The 21,528-nt window shown below is 61.4% G+C and carries 14 protein-coding genes; 9 read left to right on the forward strand and 5 right to left on the reverse strand.

Going from position 1 to position 21,528, the window contains the following annotated elements; translation table 11 throughout:
• Positions 1–87: 87 nt before the first annotated feature.
• From B3Q33_RS07050 to B3Q33_RS07070, 5 genes are all read left to right on the forward strand, one after another.
• The gene (locus B3Q33_RS07050) at positions 88–507 is read left to right on the forward strand and encodes an RDD family protein (RefSeq protein WP_063509869.1); all 420 of its coding nucleotides are present in this window, start codon (positions 88–90) and stop codon (positions 505–507) included.
• Positions 508–539: 32 nt separating this feature from the next.
• Positions 540–1,163, forward strand: a complete 624-nt coding sequence (locus B3Q33_RS07055) for a YceK/YidQ family lipoprotein (RefSeq protein ID WP_146063395.1) — start codon at positions 540–542, stop codon at positions 1,161–1,163.
• Positions 1,164–1,372: 209 nt separating this feature from the next.
• Entirely contained in the window at positions 1,373–2,857 is a 1,485-nt protein-coding gene (locus tag B3Q33_RS07060; protein ID WP_272963051.1) for a carotenoid oxygenase family protein, read from the forward strand.
• A 262-nt stretch (positions 2,858–3,119) separates the two neighbouring features.
• A complete protein-coding gene (locus B3Q33_RS07065) occupies positions 3,120–6,389 on the forward strand; it encodes a carboxyl transferase domain-containing protein (RefSeq protein WP_272963050.1) in 3,270 nt (1,089 codons plus the stop codon).
• A gap of 410 nt (positions 6,390–6,799) precedes the next feature.
• Entirely contained in the window at positions 6,800–8,125 is a 1,326-nt protein-coding gene (locus B3Q33_RS07070; RefSeq protein WP_272963049.1) for a Na+/H+ antiporter NhaC family protein, read from the forward strand.
• On the opposite strand, the gene msrB is transcribed toward B3Q33_RS07070, so the two are convergent.
• Complete coding sequence (gene msrB / locus B3Q33_RS07075; RefSeq protein WP_272963048.1) at positions 8,108–9,169, reverse strand: peptide-methionine (R)-S-oxide reductase MsrB; 1,062 nt, start codon at positions 9,167–9,169, stop codon at positions 8,108–8,110. The two genes, B3Q33_RS07070 and msrB, sit on opposite strands and share 18 nt — an antisense overlap.
• Before the next feature lie 151 nt (positions 9,170–9,320).
• Here msrB and B3Q33_RS07080 point away from each other — a divergent pair, with 151 nt between their 5' ends.
• The 4 genes from B3Q33_RS07080 (at position 9,321) to B3Q33_RS07095 (ending at position 13,300) form a co-directional block, all read left to right on the forward strand.
• Positions 9,321–10,211, forward strand: a complete 891-nt coding sequence (locus B3Q33_RS07080; RefSeq protein ID WP_272963047.1) for a DNA ligase — start codon at positions 9,321–9,323, stop codon at positions 10,209–10,211.
• A 128-nt stretch (positions 10,212–10,339) separates the two neighbouring features.
• Positions 10,340–11,734 (forward strand): phospholipase D family protein, encoded by a 1,395-nt coding sequence (locus B3Q33_RS07085; protein ID WP_272963046.1) that lies wholly within the window; start codon positions 10,340–10,342, stop codon positions 11,732–11,734.
• 149 nt (positions 11,735–11,883) lie between these two features.
• Positions 11,884–12,327: an acyl-CoA thioesterase gene (locus B3Q33_RS07090; RefSeq protein ID WP_272963045.1), complete on the forward strand. Its 444-nt coding sequence runs from the start codon at positions 11,884–11,886 to the stop codon at positions 12,325–12,327.
• 532 nt (positions 12,328–12,859) lie between these two features.
• Positions 12,860–13,300 (forward strand): acyl-CoA thioesterase, encoded by a 441-nt coding sequence (locus B3Q33_RS07095; protein ID WP_272963044.1) that lies wholly within the window; start codon positions 12,860–12,862, stop codon positions 13,298–13,300.
• Positions 13,301–13,465: 165 nt separating this feature from the next.
• On the opposite strand, the gene pta is transcribed toward B3Q33_RS07095, so the two are convergent.
• The 4 genes from pta to B3Q33_RS07115 all read right to left on the reverse strand — a co-directional run bounded on the left by pta (position 13,466) and on the right by B3Q33_RS07115 (position 21,472).
• Positions 13,466–15,562, reverse strand: coding sequence for a phosphate acetyltransferase (pta, locus tag B3Q33_RS07100; protein ID WP_272963043.1), 2,097 nt, complete (start codon positions 15,560–15,562; stop codon positions 13,466–13,468).
• 245 nt (positions 15,563–15,807) lie between these two features.
• Positions 15,808–17,007: an acetate kinase gene (locus B3Q33_RS07105; RefSeq protein WP_035245602.1), complete on the reverse strand. Its 1,200-nt coding sequence runs from the start codon at positions 17,005–17,007 to the stop codon at positions 15,808–15,810.
• Positions 17,008–17,199: 192 nt separating this feature from the next.
• A complete protein-coding gene (locus tag B3Q33_RS07110; RefSeq protein ID WP_272963042.1) occupies positions 17,200–18,180 on the reverse strand; it encodes an NADPH:quinone oxidoreductase family protein in 981 nt (326 codons plus the stop codon).
• A 202-nt stretch (positions 18,181–18,382) separates the two neighbouring features.
• Positions 18,383–21,472, reverse strand: coding sequence for a penicillin acylase family protein (locus B3Q33_RS07115; RefSeq protein ID WP_272963041.1), 3,090 nt, complete (start codon positions 21,470–21,472; stop codon positions 18,383–18,385).
• Positions 21,473–21,528 lie beyond the last annotated feature (56 nt).

The following is a 21,528-nucleotide window of genomic DNA, read 5'->3' on the forward strand; positions in this document are numbered from 1 at the left end:
TAACAGTTAATAGTGAATAGTTAACAACGAGCCCGGCGTCGCCGGGCTTTTTATTGTCTTGAACAAAGAATAAAAAGGAATCGGCATATGGAAATGAAGACAGCGCTGCTCAGGATCCCGGCATTCATCATTGATTTGGTGCTGGTTGCAGGCGTGATCATGCTAGGCAATAAAATCGCCGTGGACGCCGGGCTAGTGGCAGGTTTCATGCCTGCTGAAGCCCTGATGCTGCTGGCTATACCCCTGGGCTTCTTTGTGTACTGGTTGACAGGTCTGCATCTGGGGAAACGGCTATTTGGCTTGAAGGTTGTGGATGCGCAAACCGGCCAGCCTCCATCCGGCTTTCAATGGTTCCGCCGCTGCTTGCTGTTCTCGCTGGTGGTGTCTCTGAATGTCTTCCTCTTTATTCCCGTGCTTGTTTCCCGGGAGCAGAAAGGGTTTCATGACATGATCGCTGGGACACGGGTTGTCTGCGCGGGGGAACCCGCCGATAAAAAGAAAGAATAGTAATCGGGGACACGCATGAATTGGGGGATATCTTGCGAAAGTTAATTTATCTGGTTTCTTTTACGCTTATGCTTCTGTCCGGATGCGCGACAAAGTCTGTTTATTTCAAAGATGGAACTGAGAAAAGCGTTAACAGCGCACGATATAAGGTAATGGCTCCGGGCCTTTATGCTGCTACACAACAGAATTTTCTATGGTTTGGTGATGCTGCAACAACTGATTCAGAGTTTGGCGGACTCTTTATGTTCTGGCTCCCATTCAATCTTGTAGATGTTCCAATAAGCCTTGTTTCAGATTCTTTCGCGCTGGCTATTCCAGGAACATGGATAAATCAAAGTCGGAAAGAGACTGAGGGGGGATGGGGACCATATATCACGTATGTTAACCCGAACTATGAAGCTCGCTTCGAGTCATTGGCGGAGTTTAATGAATTTATCAGAGCTGTTAATGACACTAGTGGGAAAGGAGGAATGGGCGGTGCTGCGGAGCTGTTGTTTCATGGTTTTGAGTGTGTTGATTGTAGCGATCATACAGACGTCAAATTCATACGTTATGTAGGCCATGGAAGGTGTTCACAGAAGCAAACTATTTATGTTAGTAAGCAGTATTATTCAGGATTTGAATATGAGATCTCGATGAATGAAATCTGTCAGTGAAATGGCAGAAACCAACGACACGCATGAATTACCAAGGATCACGGTGGTCAGGTCTTCCCTCGTATCCAACAGCACAACCGTCCATCCCAACCCCCCCCCATCATCCACACAGTGAAACACCAAACAATTAGCTGTTTAACCCACCTTGCACACCACCCCATCGAGGCTTAGAAAGGGAGCTCTGACAAGAAAAATGCAGGGGTTATCCCATGACGGCAGAAGTGAGTTCGCTACGGACGTCTCCCGGTAAGCCGGTAACGCATCACGGTGGTTTTGAAGCGCTCAACGAAGAGCTGGACTACCTTGTTCCTCTCAACGCAGTAAAGGGCACGATCCCGGATGCCGTGAGCGGCACCTTTTTCCGTATCGGCCCGGGGCGCAACAAGATCGGGGGGCAGGAGTTCGGTCACTGGTTTGATGGCGATGGCATGCTGCATTCCGTGTCCTTCACGAGTTACGGTGTGGTCTACCGCAACCGTTATGTGCGCACTCCCAAGTACCTGGCGGAAACCAGGGCCAACAAAATCGTCATGCGAAGCTTCGGCCACAATGCGCCCGGTGGCATCCGCAAAAACATGGGCCGCCTGCCGGCCAACTGTGCCAACACCAACCTGATCTATCACGGCGGCAAGCTGCTGGCGTTGTGGGAAGGCGGTCGTCCGTGGCAGCTCGACCCGGCCACCCTGGAGACTATTGGCGAGTACGACTACGACGGCAAGCTGGGCAAGTTCAATGCCTTCAGTGCCCATGGCAAGGTCAATCCGCGCACCGGTGTCTGCTACAACTTCGGTATTCGCCCGTCGTTCAATCCAAAGGGCATGCTCACTGGCAAGGGCGCCATTGATCTCTACAAGATCGCCCCGTCCGGGCATCTGGTGGAGAAGGGGTTTTTTGAGGTGGATTTCCTCAGCTTCTGCCACGACTTCGCGCTTACTGAAAACTATATGGTCTTCTTTCAGTCCCCCATCGCCATGACGTCACCGGTCCCCTGGCTGGCGGGACTGATTCCGTTCGATCAGGCCATTGCCTGGCGCCGGGAGCTGGGCATGAAAATCTATGTGGTGCGCACAGCAGATTTTCAGGTGGAAAAGGTGTTCACCGTTGACGATCCCTTTGTGGCGATTCACTTCTCCAATGCCTGGGAAACCGACGACGGAAAGATCGAAGTGGATCTGACCCGCTACGAGGATTTTTCGGTGAATGAGCAGTTGCGCAATGTGCTCCACAGCAATGGCGATACCGCTGCCGGGCGATTCATGCGCTACCGCCTGGATCTCCACAGTGGCACGATTGAGGCCAACGAATACAAGGAGGCCCTGGGCGGCGAGTTTCCCCAGTGGGATCAACGCTACACTACCCAGCCCACCTCGGTGATGTATGCCGCCTGCATGATGAGTGGCAATTCTACTTTCTTCGATGGCGTGGAACGAATTGATCTGCAAACCGGCAAGGTGAAGGCGCACGCACTGGGTGAAGGCCGTTATACCTCTGAAGCCATGCATGTGCCGCCCCGTGAGCAAGATGAAAATCAGGAAGGCTGGCTGGTGAGCATGCTCTATGATGCCCGAGATCACAGCAGCGAAGTGGTGATCTTCGATGCCCGCAATCTGGAAGAAGTGGCCGTGGTGCCGCTGAAGAACCATGTGCCGTTTGGTTTTCATTGTGGTTACAGCCCGGAGTCGTTTGTGGGCTAGGCGGGTGATGGCAGAGGTCTGTCGCGAGAATAGACAAGGGTTGTGGGAGCGTGCCTGCACGCGAATTTCCCACCGCCGGTTTCCCGTGTAGGTACGCTCCCACAGAAATCCTTCCTTTCTTGCTGGCGCCGGCGGTGAAGGGCAGTAAGGTCACGAAGCCCGATTAACCGGATGCATGGCGGCCCATGCATGCCAATCAATGTCATCCCCCCTGCCAGCTGGCTACACTGTGGTCTTCGCGTTTCACCGCCTGGAGTTCGCCGTGTCTGTTTCGTTTACTGCCATCCTCATCGCCAACCGTGGCGAGATTGCCATTCGTATTGCCTCTGCCTGCGCGGATCTGGGGGTGCGTTCCGTGGGTGTGTATGCCCAGGACGATGCGGCCTCTCTGCACGCCCGTCAGGCGGATGAAGCGGTGGCGTTGCCGGGCCGGGGTGTGCCTGCCTACCTGGATGGGGTGCAGTTGATTGCCATTGCCAGGGAGCAGGGTTGCGAGGCGATTCATCCCGGTTATGGCTTTCTGGCCGAGAATGCGGACTTTGCTGAGCAGTGTGCTGAGGCGGGCATTACCCTGATCGGGCCGGGGGCAGAGACATTGCGCCTGTTTGGCGACAAGGCGGCGGCCCGGGCGCTGGCAGCGCGCTGTCAGGTGCCGCTGGTGCAGGGCACGGCGCAGGCGGTGTCGCTGGAAGCGGCGAAAGCGTTCATGGCGTCACTGCAGGGGAGTGGGGTAATGATCAAGGCGCTCAGCGGTGGCGGCGGGCGTGGTATGCGAGCGGTGACTGACCCGGCAACGCTTGAGGCGGCCTATGCCCGTTGTCAGTCGGAAGCCAGGGCTGCCTTTGGTAATGACGCCGTTTACGTGGAGCAACTGGTCGAGTCTGCCCGGCATATCGAAGTGCAGGTATTGGGCGATGGAAGTGGCGTGGTGAGCCATTTGTGGGAGCGGGACTGTACCCTGCAGCGCCGTCATCAAAAGCTGGTGGAATTCGCGCCGGCGCCGGGTCTGGATCCCGCCCTGCGTGATCGCATTATCGACAGCGCCATGACCCTGGCTGCGGCGGTGAACTATCGGGGGATCGGCACCTTCGAATTTCTGGTGGAGCCAGACCAGGACCGCTTCTATTTCATGGAGGCCAACCCGCGGGTGCAGGTGGAGCATACCGTCACCGAGCAGGTCACCGGGGTGGATCTGGTGCAGACGCAGATTCATCTGGCGGCGGGGGCGAGTCTCGCAGACCTGAATCTGGAAACCGCCCCGGCCTGTGAGGGCATGGCAGTTCAGCTGCGCCTCAACCTGGAAACCCTCGCGGCCGATGGTAGTACCGCGCCGGCGGCGGGCACCCTCACCGCCTATGAGCCGGCCAGTGGCCCGGGCATCCGCGTGGACGGTTATGGCTACGCCGGGTACCCGGTGAGCCCGGCCTACGATTCCCTGCTGGCCAAGCTGATCGTCACCGGTTCGGATTACGGGTCAGTATTGCAGCGGGCCCGCCGGGCGCTGAAACAAACCCGCATTGACGGTGTGCAAAACAATCTGCCGCTGCTGCAGGCCTTGCTGGCCAGTGACGCGGTGCAGGCCAATGCGATAACCACGGGCTATGTGGAAAGCCATCTTGCCGAGTTGCTGGCGGCCCTGCCCGATGCGTCTGCGGCATTACCTGCGTCTGCCTCGGCTCTAGCCATGGAAACCGTGGCGACGCCGACAGGCTGCGATGTCTTGCTCAGCCCCACCACCGGAGTCTTGGTGTCCCTGCTGGTGCAACAGGGTGACACCGTGCAGGTGGGTCAGGTGGTGGCGGTGCTGGAAGCCATGAAGATGGAATTCGAGGTGCGCGCTGCCACATCCGGTCGGGTGCATAGCCTGGCCGCCGCAGAGGGGGATGCCCTGAACGACGCTACGCCGCTGCTGTTTGTGGAACCCGGTGAAGTGGAAGGCGATGCCATCGCCACGGAAGAAAGCGTGGATCTGGATCATATCCGCAAGGATCTGGCGGAGGTGCTGGATCGCCATCAGGCCATCAGCGATGAAGGCCGTCCCCAGGCGGTGGCAAAGCGCCACCGCAAGGGCAAGCGAACTGCCCGGGAAAATCTCGACCATCTGCTCGATGCGGGCAGCTTCCAGGAATATGGCGCCATGGCCCTGGCGGCCCAGCGCCGCCGTCGCAGTGCCGAGGAACTGCAGGCCATGAGTCCGGCGGACGGGTTGGTTGGCGGCACCGGCACGGTCAACGCGGATCAGGTGGGCGAGCAGGCCGCGCGGGTGATGGCCATGAGTTACGACTACACCGTGTTTGCCGGTACCCAGGGAATGATGAATCACAAGAAGACCGATCGCCTGTTGCAGTTGGCCGGTCAGTGGAAGATGCCACTGGTGCTGTTTGCCGAGGGCGGCGGCGGGCGCCCGGGGGATACGGATTTTGTCGGCGTGGCCGGACTGGATTGCCATACCTTTGCAGCCATGGCGGCGCTGTCTGGTCAGGTGCCACTGGTGGGTATCGGTTCGGGCCGCTGCTTTGCCGGTAACGCCGCCCTGTTGGGCTGCTGCGATGTGATCATCGCCACCGAAGATGCCTCCATCGGTATGGCCGGGCCGGCCATGATCGAAGGCGGTGGCCTGGGGCGCTTTACCCCGGAAGAGGTGGGGCCGGTCAGTGTGCAGGCGGCCAACGGGGTGGTGGATGTGCGAGTCCGCGATGAAGCCGAGGCGGTGGCCGTGGCCAAACAGTACCTGTCCTATTTCCAGGGCTCGGTGGCGGCCTGGCAGGCGGCGGACCAGCGCGAGCTGCGTCACCGCATTCCGGAAAAACGTACCCGCGTGTATGACATGCGTCGGGTCATCGAGACGCTGGCTGATACCGGTTCAGTGCTGGAACTGCGGCGGGCGTTTTCCCCCGGCATGATCACCGCGCTGGTGCGCATCGAAGGCAAGCCGTTCGGCCTGATCGCCAACGATCCTCAGCACCTGGGGGGTGCCATTGACGCAGTGGGCGGCGACAAGGCGGCGCGCTTTATGCAGCTGTGCGAAGCGTTCGGGTTGCCCATGGTGTCCCTGTGCGACACCCCCGGTTTCATGGTCGGGCCGGAAGCAGAAAAGCAGGGCACGGTGCGCCATGTGTCGCGCATGTTCGTCACCGCCGCCAGCCTTACCGTGCCGTTCTTTACTCTGGTGCTGCGCAAGGGCTATGGGCTGGGCGCCCAGGCCATGGCGGCGGGCAGCTTTCATTCGCCGTTGTTCACCGCCGCCTGGCCCAGCGCCGAGTTCGGCGCCATGGGGCTGGAAGGGGCGGTGCGATTGGGCTTTGCCAAGGAGTTGGCGGCCCAGCCGACCCCGGAGAAACAGCAGCGCCTGTTCGACAAGCTGGTGGCCAAGGCCTACCAGCAGGGCAAGGCGCTAAACATGGCCAGCTTCCTGGAGATCGATGCGGTGATCGATCCCATGGAAAGTCGCCAGTGGTTGTTACGCGGGTTGAATGCGTCCGGCTTCAAGACCGGCCACCACGGCGGCCGGCCGTTTGTGGATACATTCTGAAAAGACCAGCAGCGAGCCACGAGTTTCGAGCTGCGAAAACATGGATACGATGCCGCTGTAGGAGTTCCCTTCCAGGGGACGAACCGAGCGTAGCGAGGCGACAGAGATTCGAGCGGCAGCAATAATTTTGAAACCTGTCGAGCTCTGCCGTCCCTGATCGCCCTGCGGTCGATTCCGCGTTCGCACGCGGTTCGCCCCTCAAGCGGGGTTATTCGCTTCGCTCACCCTTCGGGCCGCACGGAACTACGTGCGTTACTCCGCTGCGCTCCGTTCCTACAGCGGCTTCGTAGATGACACCGGGACATCCTCCGGCTTTCGCTTGCAGGCAAGCTCCTACAGGTAGCGCAGGTACCGCCCCCGAGCGGGAATCTCTACACTGTGCGGAATTCACCGCTGATCCGGATTGATCCATGACTCAAGCCCCTGCCCGCGCCTGGCCCTTGCTGCCGCTGCTGTTCTTTATGGCGGTGTTTTTCGGTAGCGGCATTTACTACAGCCTGCAGGGCACCGAGTTCGCCTTCTACCAGATCAAGGCGCCGGTGGTGGCCATGGCGGCCATCGTGCTGGCCTGTGTCCTGGCGCGGCAGGCATTGAGCCGCAGTGTGGAGCGCCTGCTGGCGGGGATCGGCCACCCCAATATCATTCTCATGTGCCTGGTGTTCCTGCTGGCCGGGGCGTTTGCCAGTGTCAGCGAGAGCATCGGCAGTGTGGATGCCACCGTACAGTTCGGTCTGCGCATCATTCCTTCCGACTGGGTGCTGCCGGCCCTGTTTCTGATCGCGGCCTTTATCGCCACGGCCATGGGCACCTCCATGGGGACCATCGCCGCCACCGCGCCCATCGCCGCCGGCTTTGCCCAGGCCACCGGGCTGCCCTTGCCGCTGGCGGTGGGGGCTGTGGTGGGCGGCGCCATGTTCGGTGACAACCTGTCGATGATTTCCGATACCACCATCGCCGCCACTCGCAGCCAGGGCGTTTCGTTGAAGGACAAGTTCCGGGTGAATATCTGGATTGCCCTGCCGGCGGCGCTGGTGACCGTGGCGGTGCTGGTGATGCTGGGCGGCGGTGAGCATCAGGTGCAGGCGGAGCCATTACAGCCCTGGCTGGTGCTGCCTTACCTGCTGGTCTTCGCCCTGGCCCTGAGCGGCCTGAATGTGTTGGCGGTGTTGGTGATCGGTATCGTCGTGGCCGGTGTCACCGGCATGGTGCAGGGGACGGACTACGGGCTGGCCCAGGTGAACGGGGCGGTCTACAGCGGTTTCGAAAGCATGTTCGAGATCATGCTGCTGTCCATGCTGATCGGCGGCCTGTCGCAACTGATGACGGATCAGGGCGGCACCCGCTGGTTGATCGAGCGCATTCACGGCCTGACCCGCTGGCTTAAACTACCGCTGCAACGGGCGGGGGAAGTGGGCATTGCCTTGCTGGTGGTGGTGGCCAATGTGTTCGTGGCCAACAACACCGTGGCCATCGTACTCACCGGCGAGATGGCCCGGGACATCGCCGAAGACCATGGCGTGGACCTGCGTCGTTCCGCCAGTGTGCTGGATATCTTTTCCTGCGTGGTACAGGGGCTGATTCCCTACGGCGCCCAGGTGCTGCTGGCCTGCTCCATTGCCGGGCTGTCGCCGCTGGCGCTGGTCGGTGCCATCCATTACTGCTGGGCGCTGGCGGTGGCCGGGGTGATCGCCATTGTCATCAACCGGCCACGGCTGCCATCACTCAAACAGGGATAGGTATTCCCCGTAACCCTGTTTCTCCATTTCGGCCTTGGGCACAAAGCGCAGCGCGGCGGAGTTCAGACACCAGCGCTGGCCGGTGGGCTCCGGACCGTCACTGAACACATGGCCCAGGTGGGAATCCGCGTAGCGGCTGCGCACTTCCGTGCGGGTGGCCCATAGCTTGTTGTCTTCCGCCAGCGTTACGAATGCCTTGTCGATGGGCTGGGTAAAGCTGGGCCAGCCGGTGCCGGATTTGTACTTGTCCGTGGAGGAAAACAGCGGCTCACCGCTGATCACATCCACGTAGATCCCCTCGGCTTTATGATCGAAGTATTCATTCTGGAAGGCCCGCTCGGTGGCGTCTTCCCGAGTCACCTGGTAGACCAGCTTGGGCAGGGATTTTTTCAGCACCTCATCGCTGGGCCGCTGGAACTGGTCCGCTCCCTGCCAGCGCTGGGTGACCTGGTCGGTGAGCCAGGGGCGATGCTTCGGGTCGTCCCAGTGCTCTTGCAGAAACTGGTCGCGACCGGAGCGGTAGCGGTAGTACTTGTACTTGAGGCTGTGGGTCTTGTAGTAATCCTGGTGGTAATCCTCCGCCGGGTAGAAAGCGTCCAGCTCGGTAATCTCGGTGATCACCGGTTTGTCGAAGCGGCCGCTTTCCTCAAGTGTATTGCGGGAGGCCAGGGCAGCGGTTTTCTCTGCCTCGGTCTGATAGAAAATCGCGCTGCGGTATTGCTGGCCGCGATCCACGAACTGGCCGTTGGGGTCGGTAGGGTCCACGTGCTGCCAGAACCAGGTGAGCAGGTTGTCATAGCTCACCATCGCCGGGTCATAAATGACTTTTACGACTTCCGTATGGCCGGTGCGGCCATGGGCCACATCCTCGTAGCTGGGATTCTTCTCGTCGCCCCCGGCAAAGCCGCTAATGGCTTCGCTGACGCCATCCAGCTCTTCAAAATCCGATTCGGTACACCAGAAACAGCCGCCGGCAAAGTAGGCCTCGGCGGCCAGTACGGGGGCGCTCAATGTGAGAGCCGCCAGAAATAATAGTGTGCGCATAGTTGTTACCTCCTGAAGATTGGATGCCCGGCCAACGGATTTGTTGCAAAACCGGTGATTTCTTACGCACTGGCGCTGCGATGGCGCACAGAGCCGGGCCCCTCCTTCAGGCACAGTCTGGGACCGCGAGCGAGAATAAAGGGAGAAGACCGTGAAAATACCGGTAAGACAAGGATGTCTGCGGGTTGGCTTGATGGTGCTCATGTGCCTGCTGGTGGCCGTGGCCCGGGCCAGCGAGCCCCCTTTGCAGCTGGCCAGGGTGTATCAGGCGGGCATGGATCTGCAGGGCTACTGGGTCAGCGAAAAGCTGGATGGGGTGCGGGCCTACTGGGACGGGCAGCAGTTGCTGTCCCGGGGCGGCAATATTATCGCCGCGCCGGGCTGGTTCCTGCGCGATTTTCCCGCGCAGCCCCTGGACGGAGAGCTGTGGATGGGCCGTGGCCGGTTTGCCCAGGTGTCGGCAGCGGTGCGACGGCTGCAACCAAAGGCGCAAGAATGGCGGCAGATCCGCTTTATGGTGTTCGACCTGCCGGCCAGCGGCGTGCCATTCAGTGAACGGGTGAAAAGGATGCGTGAGCTGGTGGGCAAGACCTCTTCCTATCACCTGGCCCTGGTAGAACAACGACCGGCCACGGACCACGGTGCCCTGCTGGCGCGTCTGGACCGGGTGCTGGCGGTCGGCGGTGAAGGGTTGATGCTGCATCATGGTGAGAGCATCTACACTGCCGGTCGCACGGCGACGCTGCTCAAGGTGAAAACCTCCCAGGATGCGGAAGCAACAGTGGTGGATTACAGCGAAGGTAAAGGCAAGTACCAGGGCCAGGTGGGGGCGCTGGTAGTGGAGACTGGGGACGGTCGACGTTTCAAACTGGGCAGCGGCCTCAGCGATAACGATCGGGCGGACCCGCCGCCCGTGGGCAGCACCGTGACCTACAAATTCTTCGGGCTCACCGCCAACGGCCTGCCGCGCTTTGCCAGCTTTCTACGGATACGAAATGACCAGCCGCCGGCGCGGAGTCGTAATGTGTCCCAGTTCGACTGATTCAGTTAGGGGTTGGCTTCTGCTACCTTGCAGGACAACGAAAACGGCAACGCCGCTCATGGGTCGGGTTGTCACAAGGTTGCAGGAGCGTCAGTCATTTCCCTATCACACCGTTTCCAGGAGCCGGCATGAGCGCCGGGGCTACGGCAATGACGCTGTCGTCCCTGTCGCTGGTGGCTGACAGCGAGCAGGCCTTTACCCTGCGGATCACGCTGGCCCGCCTGGCCCGGCGGACGCTGGATGTGCAGTACTACATCTGGGATGACGACACCACCGGCAAGCTGCTGATTTACCGGGTGCTGGAGGCGGCACGCCGGGGCGTGAAAGTGCGCATGCTGCTGGATCACGCCAACCAGTTGGGCCGGGACGTAAAGTGGGCGGCGCTGGATGCCCACCCCAATATCGAGGTGCGCCTGTTCAACGCTTTTCATGGGCGTTACAAGCATGTCCTGCAATGGCTTCATCACATGCCGCTGCTGAATCACCGCATGCACAACAAGGCCTGGATCGTGGATGGTGAACGGGCGCTGGTAGGCGGCCGCAATATCGCCGATCACTATTTCGGCGTGAATGCGTCCACCAACTTTCGCGATCTGGACCTGTACGCCCGCGGCCCCATCGTCGCCGATACCCAGGCGGCGTTTGACTGCTACTGGGACAGCCCGCTGGCCATGCCCATGAAGACCCTGCGTCGTTATCGGGAAGCAGCGGCGGAGCGTGTCTGGCAGTGGCTGCGGCAATGGCGCCGCTCCCTGAAAAACTACCCCTACCTGTTTCCCCAGCACGAAGCGTTCTTCACCGATTACCTGGCAGGGCAGGATCGCCAGTGTGTGCAGGCCCATGCGGTATTGCTGTTCGATAGTCCCGACAAGGCGGCCGGGGTCAAGCAGACCCTGATGGGCGACCAGCTCGCCCACCTGCTGGCCCGGGATGATCATCAGGAGCTGCTGATGGAGGCCAGCTATTTTATTCCCGGTGATGCCTTTGTGGCGGAACTGGCAGAAATGAAACAGCGGGGAGGTCGCGCGGCGGTGCTCACCAACAGCCTGGCCACCAATGATGTGATTGCGGCCCACGGTGCCTATGCCCGTTATCGCGATGGTTTGCTGGAAGCCGGGGTGGAGCTGCATGAATTGGCGCCCAACGCTCGGGCCCTGCATCGGCAGGTGCGGTTATTCAAGGGGCGCTCCCGGGCCAGTCTGCACACCAAAGCCATGGTGCTGGATCGGCGAGAAGTGTTCGTGGGCTCATTCAATATCGATCCACGTTCGGTGCATCTGAATACCGAGATGGGCTACTACGTGGCGTCTGCGGAACTGGGCCAGCAGGTAGCAGCCTTTATCGAAGAGGGGCTGGCGCCGGAAAACAGTTATCGAGTCGACAAAGAGCAGGGCAAACTGACCTGGGCCGGTGATGGCCATGACGGTCGTCCACTAGTGCTTCACAACGAACCCGGCGTGACGGTATGGCGGCGGATGCTGGCATGGTTACTGTCGCTATTGCCCATTGAGCGGATGTTGTAGGCGCGGCATGCTCAAGCAGCGCCAATGGCCATTTTATTTTCACTGTAGGAGCTATGCTTGTATGGCGAATGGTGCGTTGTTCGCCATGCAAGCATAGCTCCTACAGTGAGCTTCGGCCCGCCCTGCATTAAAACGTTTTGGAGAGAGTTATGTCCCAGCCGTTCTGTTTTCGCTTTCGGGTTCGTTACAACGAATGCGATGCCCAGCAGGTGGTTTTCAATGCTCGTTACGGCGATTACGTGGATCTCGCCATGACCGAATTCATGCGCGCCATGGGTTGTGACTACAACCAGTTGCTGGCGCAGGGGCTGGATAATCAGGTGGTGAAGTTGACCACCGAATGGCAATCCTCGGCACGCTTTGACGATGTGCTGGACGTGTTCGTGTCACTCCAGCATCTGGGTAATACCTCGTTCACTCTGGAAGCGGATATCCGCCATGCGGACGAAGGACGAGCTATCGCCCGTGCGGAAACGGTGTACGTGATGATGACCACGGAACCGTTCGCAAAAACCCCGGTGCCCGACGAATTTCGCGAGTTGCTGCAGACCGGAGCGCCGGGGGTGGTGATTGATCAGAGTGGGCGCCCGTAACTAAGCAGGATTACGCCTTAGGCTAATCCTCACTACGCCAGGCTCTTGGTGTTTCGCAGGACTCATTGGTTACCAATCGGACTATGGGCGAGGGGGGGGCCGGCACGTACTGAAAGCCAAAGCCCTCGCCCTGCATCACCGCGAGATATTGGTGGGCGCGTTCAATATCGATTCTCGCTCGGAGCACCTGAATACCGAAATAAGCTACTATGCGGCGTCTGACGTAGTGGGCCAGCAGGTAGATGCCTTTTTCGAAGAAAAGCTGATACCGCAAACCGCTATGGGTGGACATAGGGCGGAGAAAATTGACCTGGGCTGGCGATGGTCATGATGGTCGTCCGGTAGTGCATCACAACGAACCCGATGTGACGGTATCGCGGCGCCTGCTGGCATGTTCGAGCAGCGCCAAGGACCATTTTATTTCCGCTGTAGGAGCTATGCTTGCATGGCGAAGGGCGGGCTGTTCGCCATGCAAGCATAGCTCCTACAGTAAGCTTCGTGCAGGCCTGCATTAAAATTTTTGGAGAGTGTTATGCCCCAGCCGTTCTGTTTCCGCTTTCGGGTTCGCTATCAAGAATGCGATGGCCAGCAAGTGGTTTTCAATGCCCGTTACGCGGATTATGTGGACCTCGCCATTAAGGAATTCATGCGTGCTCTGGGGTGTGAGTACAGCCAGTTGCAGGCACGAGGGTTGGATAATCAGGCGGTGAAGCTGACCATAGAGTGGCAATCTTCGGCGCGTTTCGACGATGTGCTGAACGTGTTCGTGTCAGTGAAGCAACTGGGCAACACCTCCTTCACCCTGGAAGCGGAAATCCGCCATGCTGACGATGGCCGCGCCATTGCGTATTCGCAAGCGGTGTACGTGATGATGACCAACGAACCGTTTGAAAAGACACCGGTGCCCGACGACCTGCGTGAATTGTTTCAGGTCGGGGCACCGGGTGTGGTGATTGATCAGAGTGGCCGATAAGAGCAGTTGCAAGTTACAAGTTGAAAGTTTCAAGGCGCGGGCCTGGGCCGAAGGGTTTTAGGTTCCGTGCCCGCGCTCAGGTTGAATCGCGGGCACAAACTCATCCGTCGTTGATGCCGTGCCCGCGTTGAAACTTGTTACTTGCAACTTGAAACTCTGCGCTCCTCACAGGTCCGCCGCCTGGATGGCGGTGAGGGCGATGGTGTAGACGATGTCGTCCACCAGGGCACCCCGGGACAGGTCGTTCACCGGTTTGCGCAGGCCCTGCAGCATGGGCCCCACGCTGATGCAGTTGGCGCTTCGCTGCACCGCCTTGTAGGTGGTGTTGCCGGTGTTCAGGTCCGGGAAGATGAACACGGTGGCGCGGCCGGCCACCGGGCTGTCCGGGGCCTTGGCCTTGCCCACGCTGTCGATGGCGGCGGCGTCGTACTGCAGCGGGCCATCCAGTAACAGATCCGGGTTGGCCTCGCGGGCCAGGCGGGTGGCGTCGCGGACCTTCACCACATCGTTGCCGGTACCGGAATCGCCGGTGGAGTAGCTGAGCATGGCCACCCGTGGGGTGATGCCGAAGGCTTTTGCCGAGGCGGCGCTCTGCCGGGCGATTTCCGCCAGCTGCTCAGCGTCCGGGTCCGGGTTTACCGCACAGTCCCCGTAGACCAGCACCTGCTCCGGCAGCAGCATGAAGAAGATCGACGATACCAGGTTGTATTCCGGGGCGGTCTTGATCAGCTGCAGGGCCGGGCGGATGGTGTTGGCGGTGGTGTTGATGGCGCCGGACACCAGACCGTCCACTTCGTCCAGAGCCAGCATCATGGTGCCCAGCACCACGGTATCTTCCAGCTGGGCGCGGGCCATGGGGGCGTTGAGGCCCTTGTTACGGCGCAGTTCCACCATGGGTTCCACGTACTGTTCGCGAATGCTGTCCGGGTCGAGAATTTCCAGGCCTTCCGGCAGGGTAATGCCCTGGGTGCGAGCCACGGATTCCACCGCTTCCCGTTTGGCCAGCAGTACGCAGCGGGCAATGCCCCGTTCCTGGCAGATGGCCGCTGCCTCGATAGTGCGCGGTTCGCTGCCTTCCGGCAGTACGATGCGCTTGTTGGCTTCGCGGGCCCGTTGCACCATGCGGTAGCGAAAGGCGGGCGGTGACAGGGTCAGCTCGCGGGGGCTGCCGCAGCGCTCGCGCAACCATTCATGATCCAGATGGCTGGCCACAAAGTTGGTTACCTTTTCCACCCGCTCGCGGTCGTCCACCGGGATTTCCCGGTTCATGCGATTCAGGTTGGTAGCGGTTTCATAGGAACCGGTGTCGACCGTCATCACCGGCAGGCCCGCATCCAGGGCACTCTGGCACAGACGCATTACCCGCGGGTCCGGCTGGAAGCCAGTGCACAGCAACAGCCCGGCCAGGGGCACGCCGTTGCTGGCGGCCAGGCTGGCGGCAACGATGATGTCGTCCCGGTCGCCGGGGGTCACCACCAGCACCCGTGGCTGGAACAGCTCTACGGTATTGGGCAGGGCGCGGGCGCAGAGCACGATTTTCTCCATGCGCCGGTGCTCGTCATCGCCGGCGTGCAACACGTTGGCGCCGAGCAGCTTGGCCACATCGCGGGTGCGCGGCGCATTCAGCTCCTCCTGCCAGGGCACGCAGCCGAGCAGGCGCAGGTCGCCTTTCTCCAGGGCCGGAAATTGCTGCTTGAGTTGCTCTGGCAGGCTGTCGTCATGGACCTTGTTGAGCACCACCCCCAACACTTTGTCGTTGCGACTGCCGCCGAACTGGCGGCAGTGAATTTCCAGGCTGTCGGCCAGGGCAGACACGTTGCCGTCTTCCGGCGCCGCCACCAGAATCACGTCCGCCCCCAGGCTGCTGGCCAGTGCCGCGTTCAGGCGAGCGGCATAACTCACCGTGCGGGTGGGCACCATGCCTTCCACTACCATCACGTCCTTGCCTTCGGCGGCCTGATGAAAGCGCTGCACGATCTGCTCCAGCAGGTCGTCGAGCTGGCCGTCGCCGAGGTACTTTTCCGTCTGCTCCAGGGGCATGGGTGCGGGCGGTTCGATGGAGAAGGTGCGGGTGATCAGTTCACTGGATTGTTCCGGGCCGGTGTCGCCGGGGTGGTGCTGGGCGATGGGCTTGCAGAAGCCGATCTTCAGGCCGCCCTGTTCCAGGGCCCGCAGCAGCCCCAGGCTGGTGGAGGTGAGCCCTACGCCGAAGCCGGTGGGGGCAATAAAGTAGATCTGCATTGGGGGCTGTTGACGCTTCATTCTCGCCTCTGCTGGAGTTCATTTTTTCGCCCGGCAAGGCGAAGGGAGTGTGGCATAGTTTTTCTATGTGAACGACCGCCAACGCAGCTGGGCGGGAAAAGGAGCCCAGCCCTTCGGGTTGCGTCTAAAAAAGCGCCACTCGTTGTTACGACTCGTTCATTTGGAGTAACCAAACATCTCTCCTCGTGCCTAGATTGGCGCTTTTTTAGACGCAACAGAGGCGAGAATGAAGCGTTAACAGTCCCCTACCTCTCCTTTTCGGCGCCGATGGCGGCCAGGGTTTCCAGGGCGATCTGGCGTTCCTCGTTGGTGGGCACCACCAGAATACGTGGGCTGTTGTCGGCCTGGATTTCGCCGCTGTTGCCGCCCACGCAGGCACGGTTGGCATCGTCGTTGATGGCCAGCCCCATGAGCCCTAGATGGGCCACGGTCTTGGCGCGCACCAGGGCTGAATTTTCGCCAATGCCGCCGGTGAAGATCAGGCCGTCCAGCCGGGTCAGGGCACAGGCCTGGCCGGCCAGGGATTTGGCCAGCCGATAGCAGAACACCTCAATGGCCAGGGTGGCGCCCTCATGGCCTTCGCTGCTGGCCTGCTCAAGGGTGCGCATGTCGTTGGACAGCCCGGACAGGCCCAGCAGGCCGCTCTCCCGGCTCAGCACCTGATCGGTGTGTTGGGCGGACCAGCCCCGTTCCCGTTCCAGAAAAGCGTGCAGGCTGGGGTCCACATCGCCACTGCGGGTACCCATCACCAGCCCTTCCAGCGGCGTGAAGCCCATACTGGTGTCGCGGCTGTGGCCATCCTGCACGGCGCAACTGGAGCAGCCGTTGCCCAGGTGGGCGGACAGCCAGCCACTGGTGTCCACCGGTAACCCGGTGAGGCTCGCAGCCCGTCGGGTCACATAGCAATGGCTGGTGCCATGGAAGCCATAACGACGAATGCGCTGCTGCTGATACAGCTCGATGGGCAGCGCATAGCGGTAGGCGTGTTCGGGCAAGCTCTGGTGAAAGGCGGTATCGAACACGGCCACCTGGGGCAGGTCGGCAAACAGGGCCTGGGCGGCGTCGATGCCCAGCAGGTTGGCCGGGTTATGCAGGGGCGCCAACGGGCTGGCGGCACGGATCGCTGCCAGGGCGTCCTCATTCAGTAACCCGGCCGCGGTGAACTGCTCGCCGCCGTGGACCACCCGGTGGCCAATGGCGGCCAGCCGGTCTCCGGCGTAGGCCTGTACCCGGGGCAGCAGGGCTTCCAGGGCCTGGCGGTGATCCGCGTCTGCCAGCGGCTCTTCCTGTTGCTCGCCATCCTGCTCCCAGCGCAGTACCGCCTCGGGGCTGTTCAGTCTTTCTGCCAGCCCTTCCAGGGGAAACTCGCTGCTGTCTTCATCCACCAGGGCGAACTTGATGGACGAGCTGCCACAGTTGATTACCAGTACCAGCGGTGTGGTCATTCCTGCCTCCTTGCCATTGCGAGGTTCCACTATATACAAGGTAAGGCGGGGCTGTATCACCGGGTTGGTGGCGTTAATGTATGCAGGGTGCGGCGAAGGGGTAGAGCGCAGAAAATGCGCTGGCGCCGCCGCGATTATCGGGGATGACAATCGCGGTGGAACCATCGCACCTACAAGTGCAGGCGGGGCGTATCAGGCGCCGGCAATATCCAGTACGACCTTGCCTTTGGCGGTACGTGAGGTGAGCGCGGCCAGGGCCTGCTCGTACTCCTCGAACGGGAACACCTGGCTAATGCGCGGGTTGATCTTGCCCTGATTGAACAGCTGCATCAGTTCCATGATGTTCTGGATGTTGGTTTGTGGTTCCTTCTGGGTGAAGGCACCCCAGAACACGCCGATGATGGAGCAGCCTTTCAGCAGCGCCAGGTTGGCGGGGATTTTCGGAATGTCGCCGGCGGCGAAGCCGACAATCAGCAGGCGACCGTTCCAGGCCATATTGCGGATGGCCGCTTCGGTAAACCTGTCGCCCACCGGGTCGTAGATCACGTCCACGCCCTTCGGGTAACGCTGCTTGAGGGCGTCCTTGAGATCCTCGTCGGCGTAGTTGATCAGGTCATCGGCGCCGGCTTCCTTGGCCACTTCCAGTTTCTCGGCGCTGCTGGCGGCGGCGATCACGGTGGCGCCCATGGCCTTGCCCAGTTCCACGGCCGCCAGGCCCACGCCGCCGCTGGCACCCAGTACCAGCAGGGTTTCCCCGGGCTGGATGTTGGCGCGCTGCTTGAGGGCGTGGTAGCTGGTGCCGTAGACCATGGAGAAGGCGGCGGCAGTGTGGTCATTCATACCGTCCGGCACCGGAATCAGCTGGTTTTCCGGCACCAGAATTTCTTCCGCGAAGGCGCCGTAGCCGGTCAGGCCCATGACCCGCTGGCCGGCTTTGAAGCGCTGAACGCCGTCGCCCACGGCCAGCACTTCACCGGCCATTTCACCGCCCGGTGAAAACGGCAGCTCCGGCTTGATCTGGTACTTGCCTTCAATGATCAGGGTGTCGGGGAAATTCAGCCCGGCGGCCTTTACCCGTACCTTCACCTGGCCCTTGCCCGGCTCGGGGGAAGGGATGTCGTCGATGACCAGCGTGTTCGCCGGCCCCAGTTCCTTGCACAAAATCGCGCGCATGTGGTGCTCTCCCGGAAATCTGTTTTTTATGTGTAGGAGACGCTAACGCCGTTGGGGGGATTAGACAAATGCATGGGGTGGATGGGGGGGAATAAAGATGACTTATAAAGAATTGTAGGAGCCATGCTCGCATGGCGAATAGCCCTGGGATGGGCTATCGCGAGCAGGTTCGCCATGCAAGCATGGCTCCTACAGAGGGGGCTTACCGGTGCCCGGTGAACTCCACCACCTGCTGGAAGGTGGGGCGGTTTTGCCAGTGGATGGCGGGGACCGTGGCCAGGCCGATGGCGCGGTGCTGGATCTGGTCCTGGCTTTCGTCCACGTTCCAGCTGTCCATGCTGGCAATGCCGCCGAGTTGCTCGATGGCCTGGTTGAGGCTGTTGGCCAGCGCGCTGCGGCAGGTTGCCAGGTCATCGCTGTCCGCGCAGCGCAGGGCCCGGTAGGGGCTGGCGCTGTTGCCTGCGGCCTGTTCCAGCACCCGTTCCAGATAGCCGTAGTAGCCATTGTTGTAGGCGGAGCCGCCGGCACCGGGTTTGTTGTCCCGGCCCATCAGTGACAGGTTGCGGCCGTCCACGTCTTCCACGGCGGTGATCTGCGGCAGCAGGATGTCGATCATCAGCGGGTACCAGGCATCCATCAGGGCCACGGCGGCTTCCTCGTCGTAGTTGCCGTCACCGTCCCGGTCCCGGCGCAGGGCACCGTTACCGACCCAGTCCTGCATCAGGCGGATGGCGCTGTCCTGATCGCCGGTAACCGGCGCGCTTGCCAGCAACGCCAGAGCGGCGGGGACGATTTCCTGGCCGCGCAGATCCACGGTGGCGGCATCGCCCATGGCTTCCACCATGCGCGCCCGGGTCACGCTGCCTTCCTGCACCAGTTGCTGCAGGCGCACGTCGAGGATGTCGTTGCGGTGTGCGGAGCCATAGGGCGCATGGGCATCGGCAGCCCACCAATCGCGGGCCGGACGGTTATTCCAGCTGGCCAGGTAGCCGCGGTCCGGGTTGCTCGCTTGAGGGTGTGCCTGCTGCGGGATAAAGCCGTTCCAGTCGTACTGGCCGTTACCCCAGCTGGGCAGTTCCGGGTGGATGCCGTTGGCCCGTTGCGGGTAATCACCGGAGTGGAAAAAGGCGATGTCCCGGTCGTCGATATAAAACCAGTTGAAGCTGCCGGTGGTGTTGTGGAACACATCGTAGAAGCTCTCTACATCGTGCACGTCATTGCGGCTGGCCTGCAGGAACGGCAGGGCGGTATCCAGTTCGGCGAAGTAGGTGCTGCGCTGGCGGGTCACCGCCACGGGCATGCCGGACACGGTGGCAAAGCCGATCACCGGGCCGTATTCCTCGGTGCGGATCACCCGGCGAGTGACCGCTTCGTTCTGACCCACTGCCTCCGGATCGGTGGAGGAGGCCAGGTTCCAGCGGGCCACCCATTGCTCGTCGATCACATCGAAGGGCTGACACTGGCCGTTGACCTGGTAGCCGCCTTCACCATGGGCCGGCGGCTCGGCCGGTTCACAGCGTTGCACCACCCGTACGTCGGTGAGGTCGGAGCTGCCGGAGGTGGCGCTCCAGGCGAAGTCCGGTCCACGCCCGATGACCACATAGGGCAGGCCGGTGAAGGTCATGCCGCGGGTGTTGATGTCGCCACCATGGACGGCCATTTCCAGCAGCAGCTGGGGCACAAAGTAGCTGGTCTGCGGGCCGAACACGGCCAGTGGCTGGCCGCTGGCGGAATGCTCCGCATTGAGCAGCAGGGCATTGGACATGACGCTGGGGAAACCATCGCGCAGCCCCTGAATGCCGGTTTCGATGGCGGCGATACGTTGCATGGCCTGTTGTTGCTGTTGCTCGGTGAGAGTGTCTTTGCGGGTCCACAGTGCGGGCAGCTGACGGGTCAGGCTGGCCCATTGCTGTGACAGGGCCTGGCCGCCATCGTCCAGGAAGGACAGGGACAGGATGCCGCCGAGCAGGTCGCCCACGGTATCCACCAGGCCGCCGACCACACCGGTACCGGGCAGGGCGGGGGCATTGCCCAGGGCTTCGGGACACTCGGGCTGGCCCGGGCGGCCACAGGGTTCATGGCTGAGCGGGTCAAAGGTCTGGAAGGAGCCGGCATCGAACATCACCGCACCGGGGAACTGGCCGGCCAGCTCGCCGCTGAGTGGGCAGATGTCCGGCAGGGTCGGTGGTGACTGGGTGGCGAAGGATGTGGTGGTGGTCACGGAGGATTCCGGATCGGTGCCGTGGCGCAGGTCTTTCCACAGATCGCAGGCGATCTCCTTGCTGCCGGTCTGGGCTTCCAGGGCCTGCAACAGCAAGACATTGTTGTGCTCGTTGCCGCCGCCACCGGCGAAGATGCCCTGGATCAGGGTGGCAATGGCGACCACGTCTTCAATCACGAAAGGTTCCAGTTGCACCCCCAGGGCCACGTATTCCACCGGCACTTGCAGCAGCCCGCTGCGGGCGTCGGCCACGTACTGGTTGAGGCCGGCCACATAGTTGGTGGCATCATCGAACACCTGGGCGCCATCATCGCCGAAGCGGGCGATGGTATTGGCGATCATGGTGGTGCGATCCTCTTCCCGGTAGGGCGCATTGACGGCGATATCCTCATCGAAGGAGAAGTCCGCCGGTCCCAGAAAACGAGACAGCTCGCCACGGCCGGCGCGGCGCAGCACATCAAGCAGGAACAGGCGGTCGGCGGCGGTCACATAACCGACCCCGAACAGGGCATCGCGGCGGGACTCGCCGAAAATGTGCGGCACCCCGAAGTTGTCGCGTTTGATATCCACCTGATAGCCGGCGGCATCCAGGGTCTGCTCGCTTTCCCAGTTACCTGCTTCCGGAGCCAGTAGTGGGGCCGCTTTGAAGTAGTCGCCGAGCTGGTCATCAGTCAACCCGGGTTCGCTGCGTACCAGGGCATCGTAGAGACCCAGCTGATCGTCGAAGTGGGGTTCCTTGCTGAGGGCCGGCACCAGACCGGTTTCTGCCACCAGGTCGTCGAACAGGGTGCTGAGCAGATCCCCGAGACCGGGAATGTCTGCGCTCAGATTGGCAACGCCGCCGATGTCATCCTGACCCGGGGGCAGGATGTTCAGTACCGTGCCGTAATCCGCAAAGGGAGCGGTGACATTGGATGGGCGCGGTTCCGGGCCAGTGGGCGTTTCCGGCGTCGGCGGGTTGCTGGGTGTGGGGGTGTTGCTGACGGGTGCCGGGTTGCTGGAGCCTCCGCCGCCACAGGCGGCAAGCAGGCTGGCGCTCAGCAAGGCACTGAGTAACAGGCCGGGTTTCATGATGCTCTCCTCGGGGACATTATTGTTTTGGTCGGCGAACACTGTTCGCACTAACG

The sequence above is a fragment of the Alcanivorax sp. UBA3183 genome (assembly GCF_002364155.1).
Taxonomy (GTDB): Bacteria; Pseudomonadota; Gammaproteobacteria; order Pseudomonadales; family Alcanivoracaceae; genus Alcanivorax; species Alcanivorax jadensis.

Excerpts from the sequence above, each read along its gene's own strand:
- B3Q33_RS07050 (WP_063509869.1), top strand. The coding sequence starts at position 88 with ATGGAAATGAAGACAGCGCTGCTCAGGATCCCGGCATTCATCATTGAT.
- B3Q33_RS07060 (WP_272963051.1), top strand. The coding sequence starts at position 1,373 with ATGACGGCAGAAGTGAGTTCGCTACGGACGTCTCCCGGTAAGCCGGTA.
- B3Q33_RS07070 (WP_272963049.1), top strand. The coding sequence starts at position 6,800 with ATGACTCAAGCCCCTGCCCGCGCCTGGCCCTTGCTGCCGCTGCTGTTC.
- msrB (WP_272963048.1), bottom strand. The coding sequence starts at position 9,169 with ATGCGCACACTATTATTTCTGGCGGCTCTCACATTGAGCGCCCCCGTA.
- B3Q33_RS07085 (WP_272963046.1), top strand. The coding sequence starts at position 10,340 with ATGAGCGCCGGGGCTACGGCAATGACGCTGTCGTCCCTGTCGCTGGTG.
- B3Q33_RS07090 (WP_272963045.1), top strand. The coding sequence starts at position 11,884 with ATGTCCCAGCCGTTCTGTTTTCGCTTTCGGGTTCGTTACAACGAATGC.
- B3Q33_RS07095 (WP_272963044.1), top strand. The coding sequence starts at position 12,860 with ATGCCCCAGCCGTTCTGTTTCCGCTTTCGGGTTCGCTATCAAGAATGC.
- pta (WP_272963043.1), bottom strand. The coding sequence starts at position 15,562 with ATGAAGCGTCAACAGCCCCCAATGCAGATCTACTTTATTGCCCCCACC.
- B3Q33_RS07105 (WP_035245602.1), bottom strand. The coding sequence starts at position 17,007 with ATGACCACACCGCTGGTACTGGTAATCAACTGTGGCAGCTCGTCCATC.
- B3Q33_RS07110 (WP_272963042.1), bottom strand. The coding sequence starts at position 18,180 with ATGCGCGCGATTTTGTGCAAGGAACTGGGGCCGGCGAACACGCTGGTC.
- B3Q33_RS07115 (WP_272963041.1), bottom strand. The coding sequence starts at position 21,472 with ATGAAACCCGGCCTGTTACTCAGTGCCTTGCTGAGCGCCAGCCTGCTT.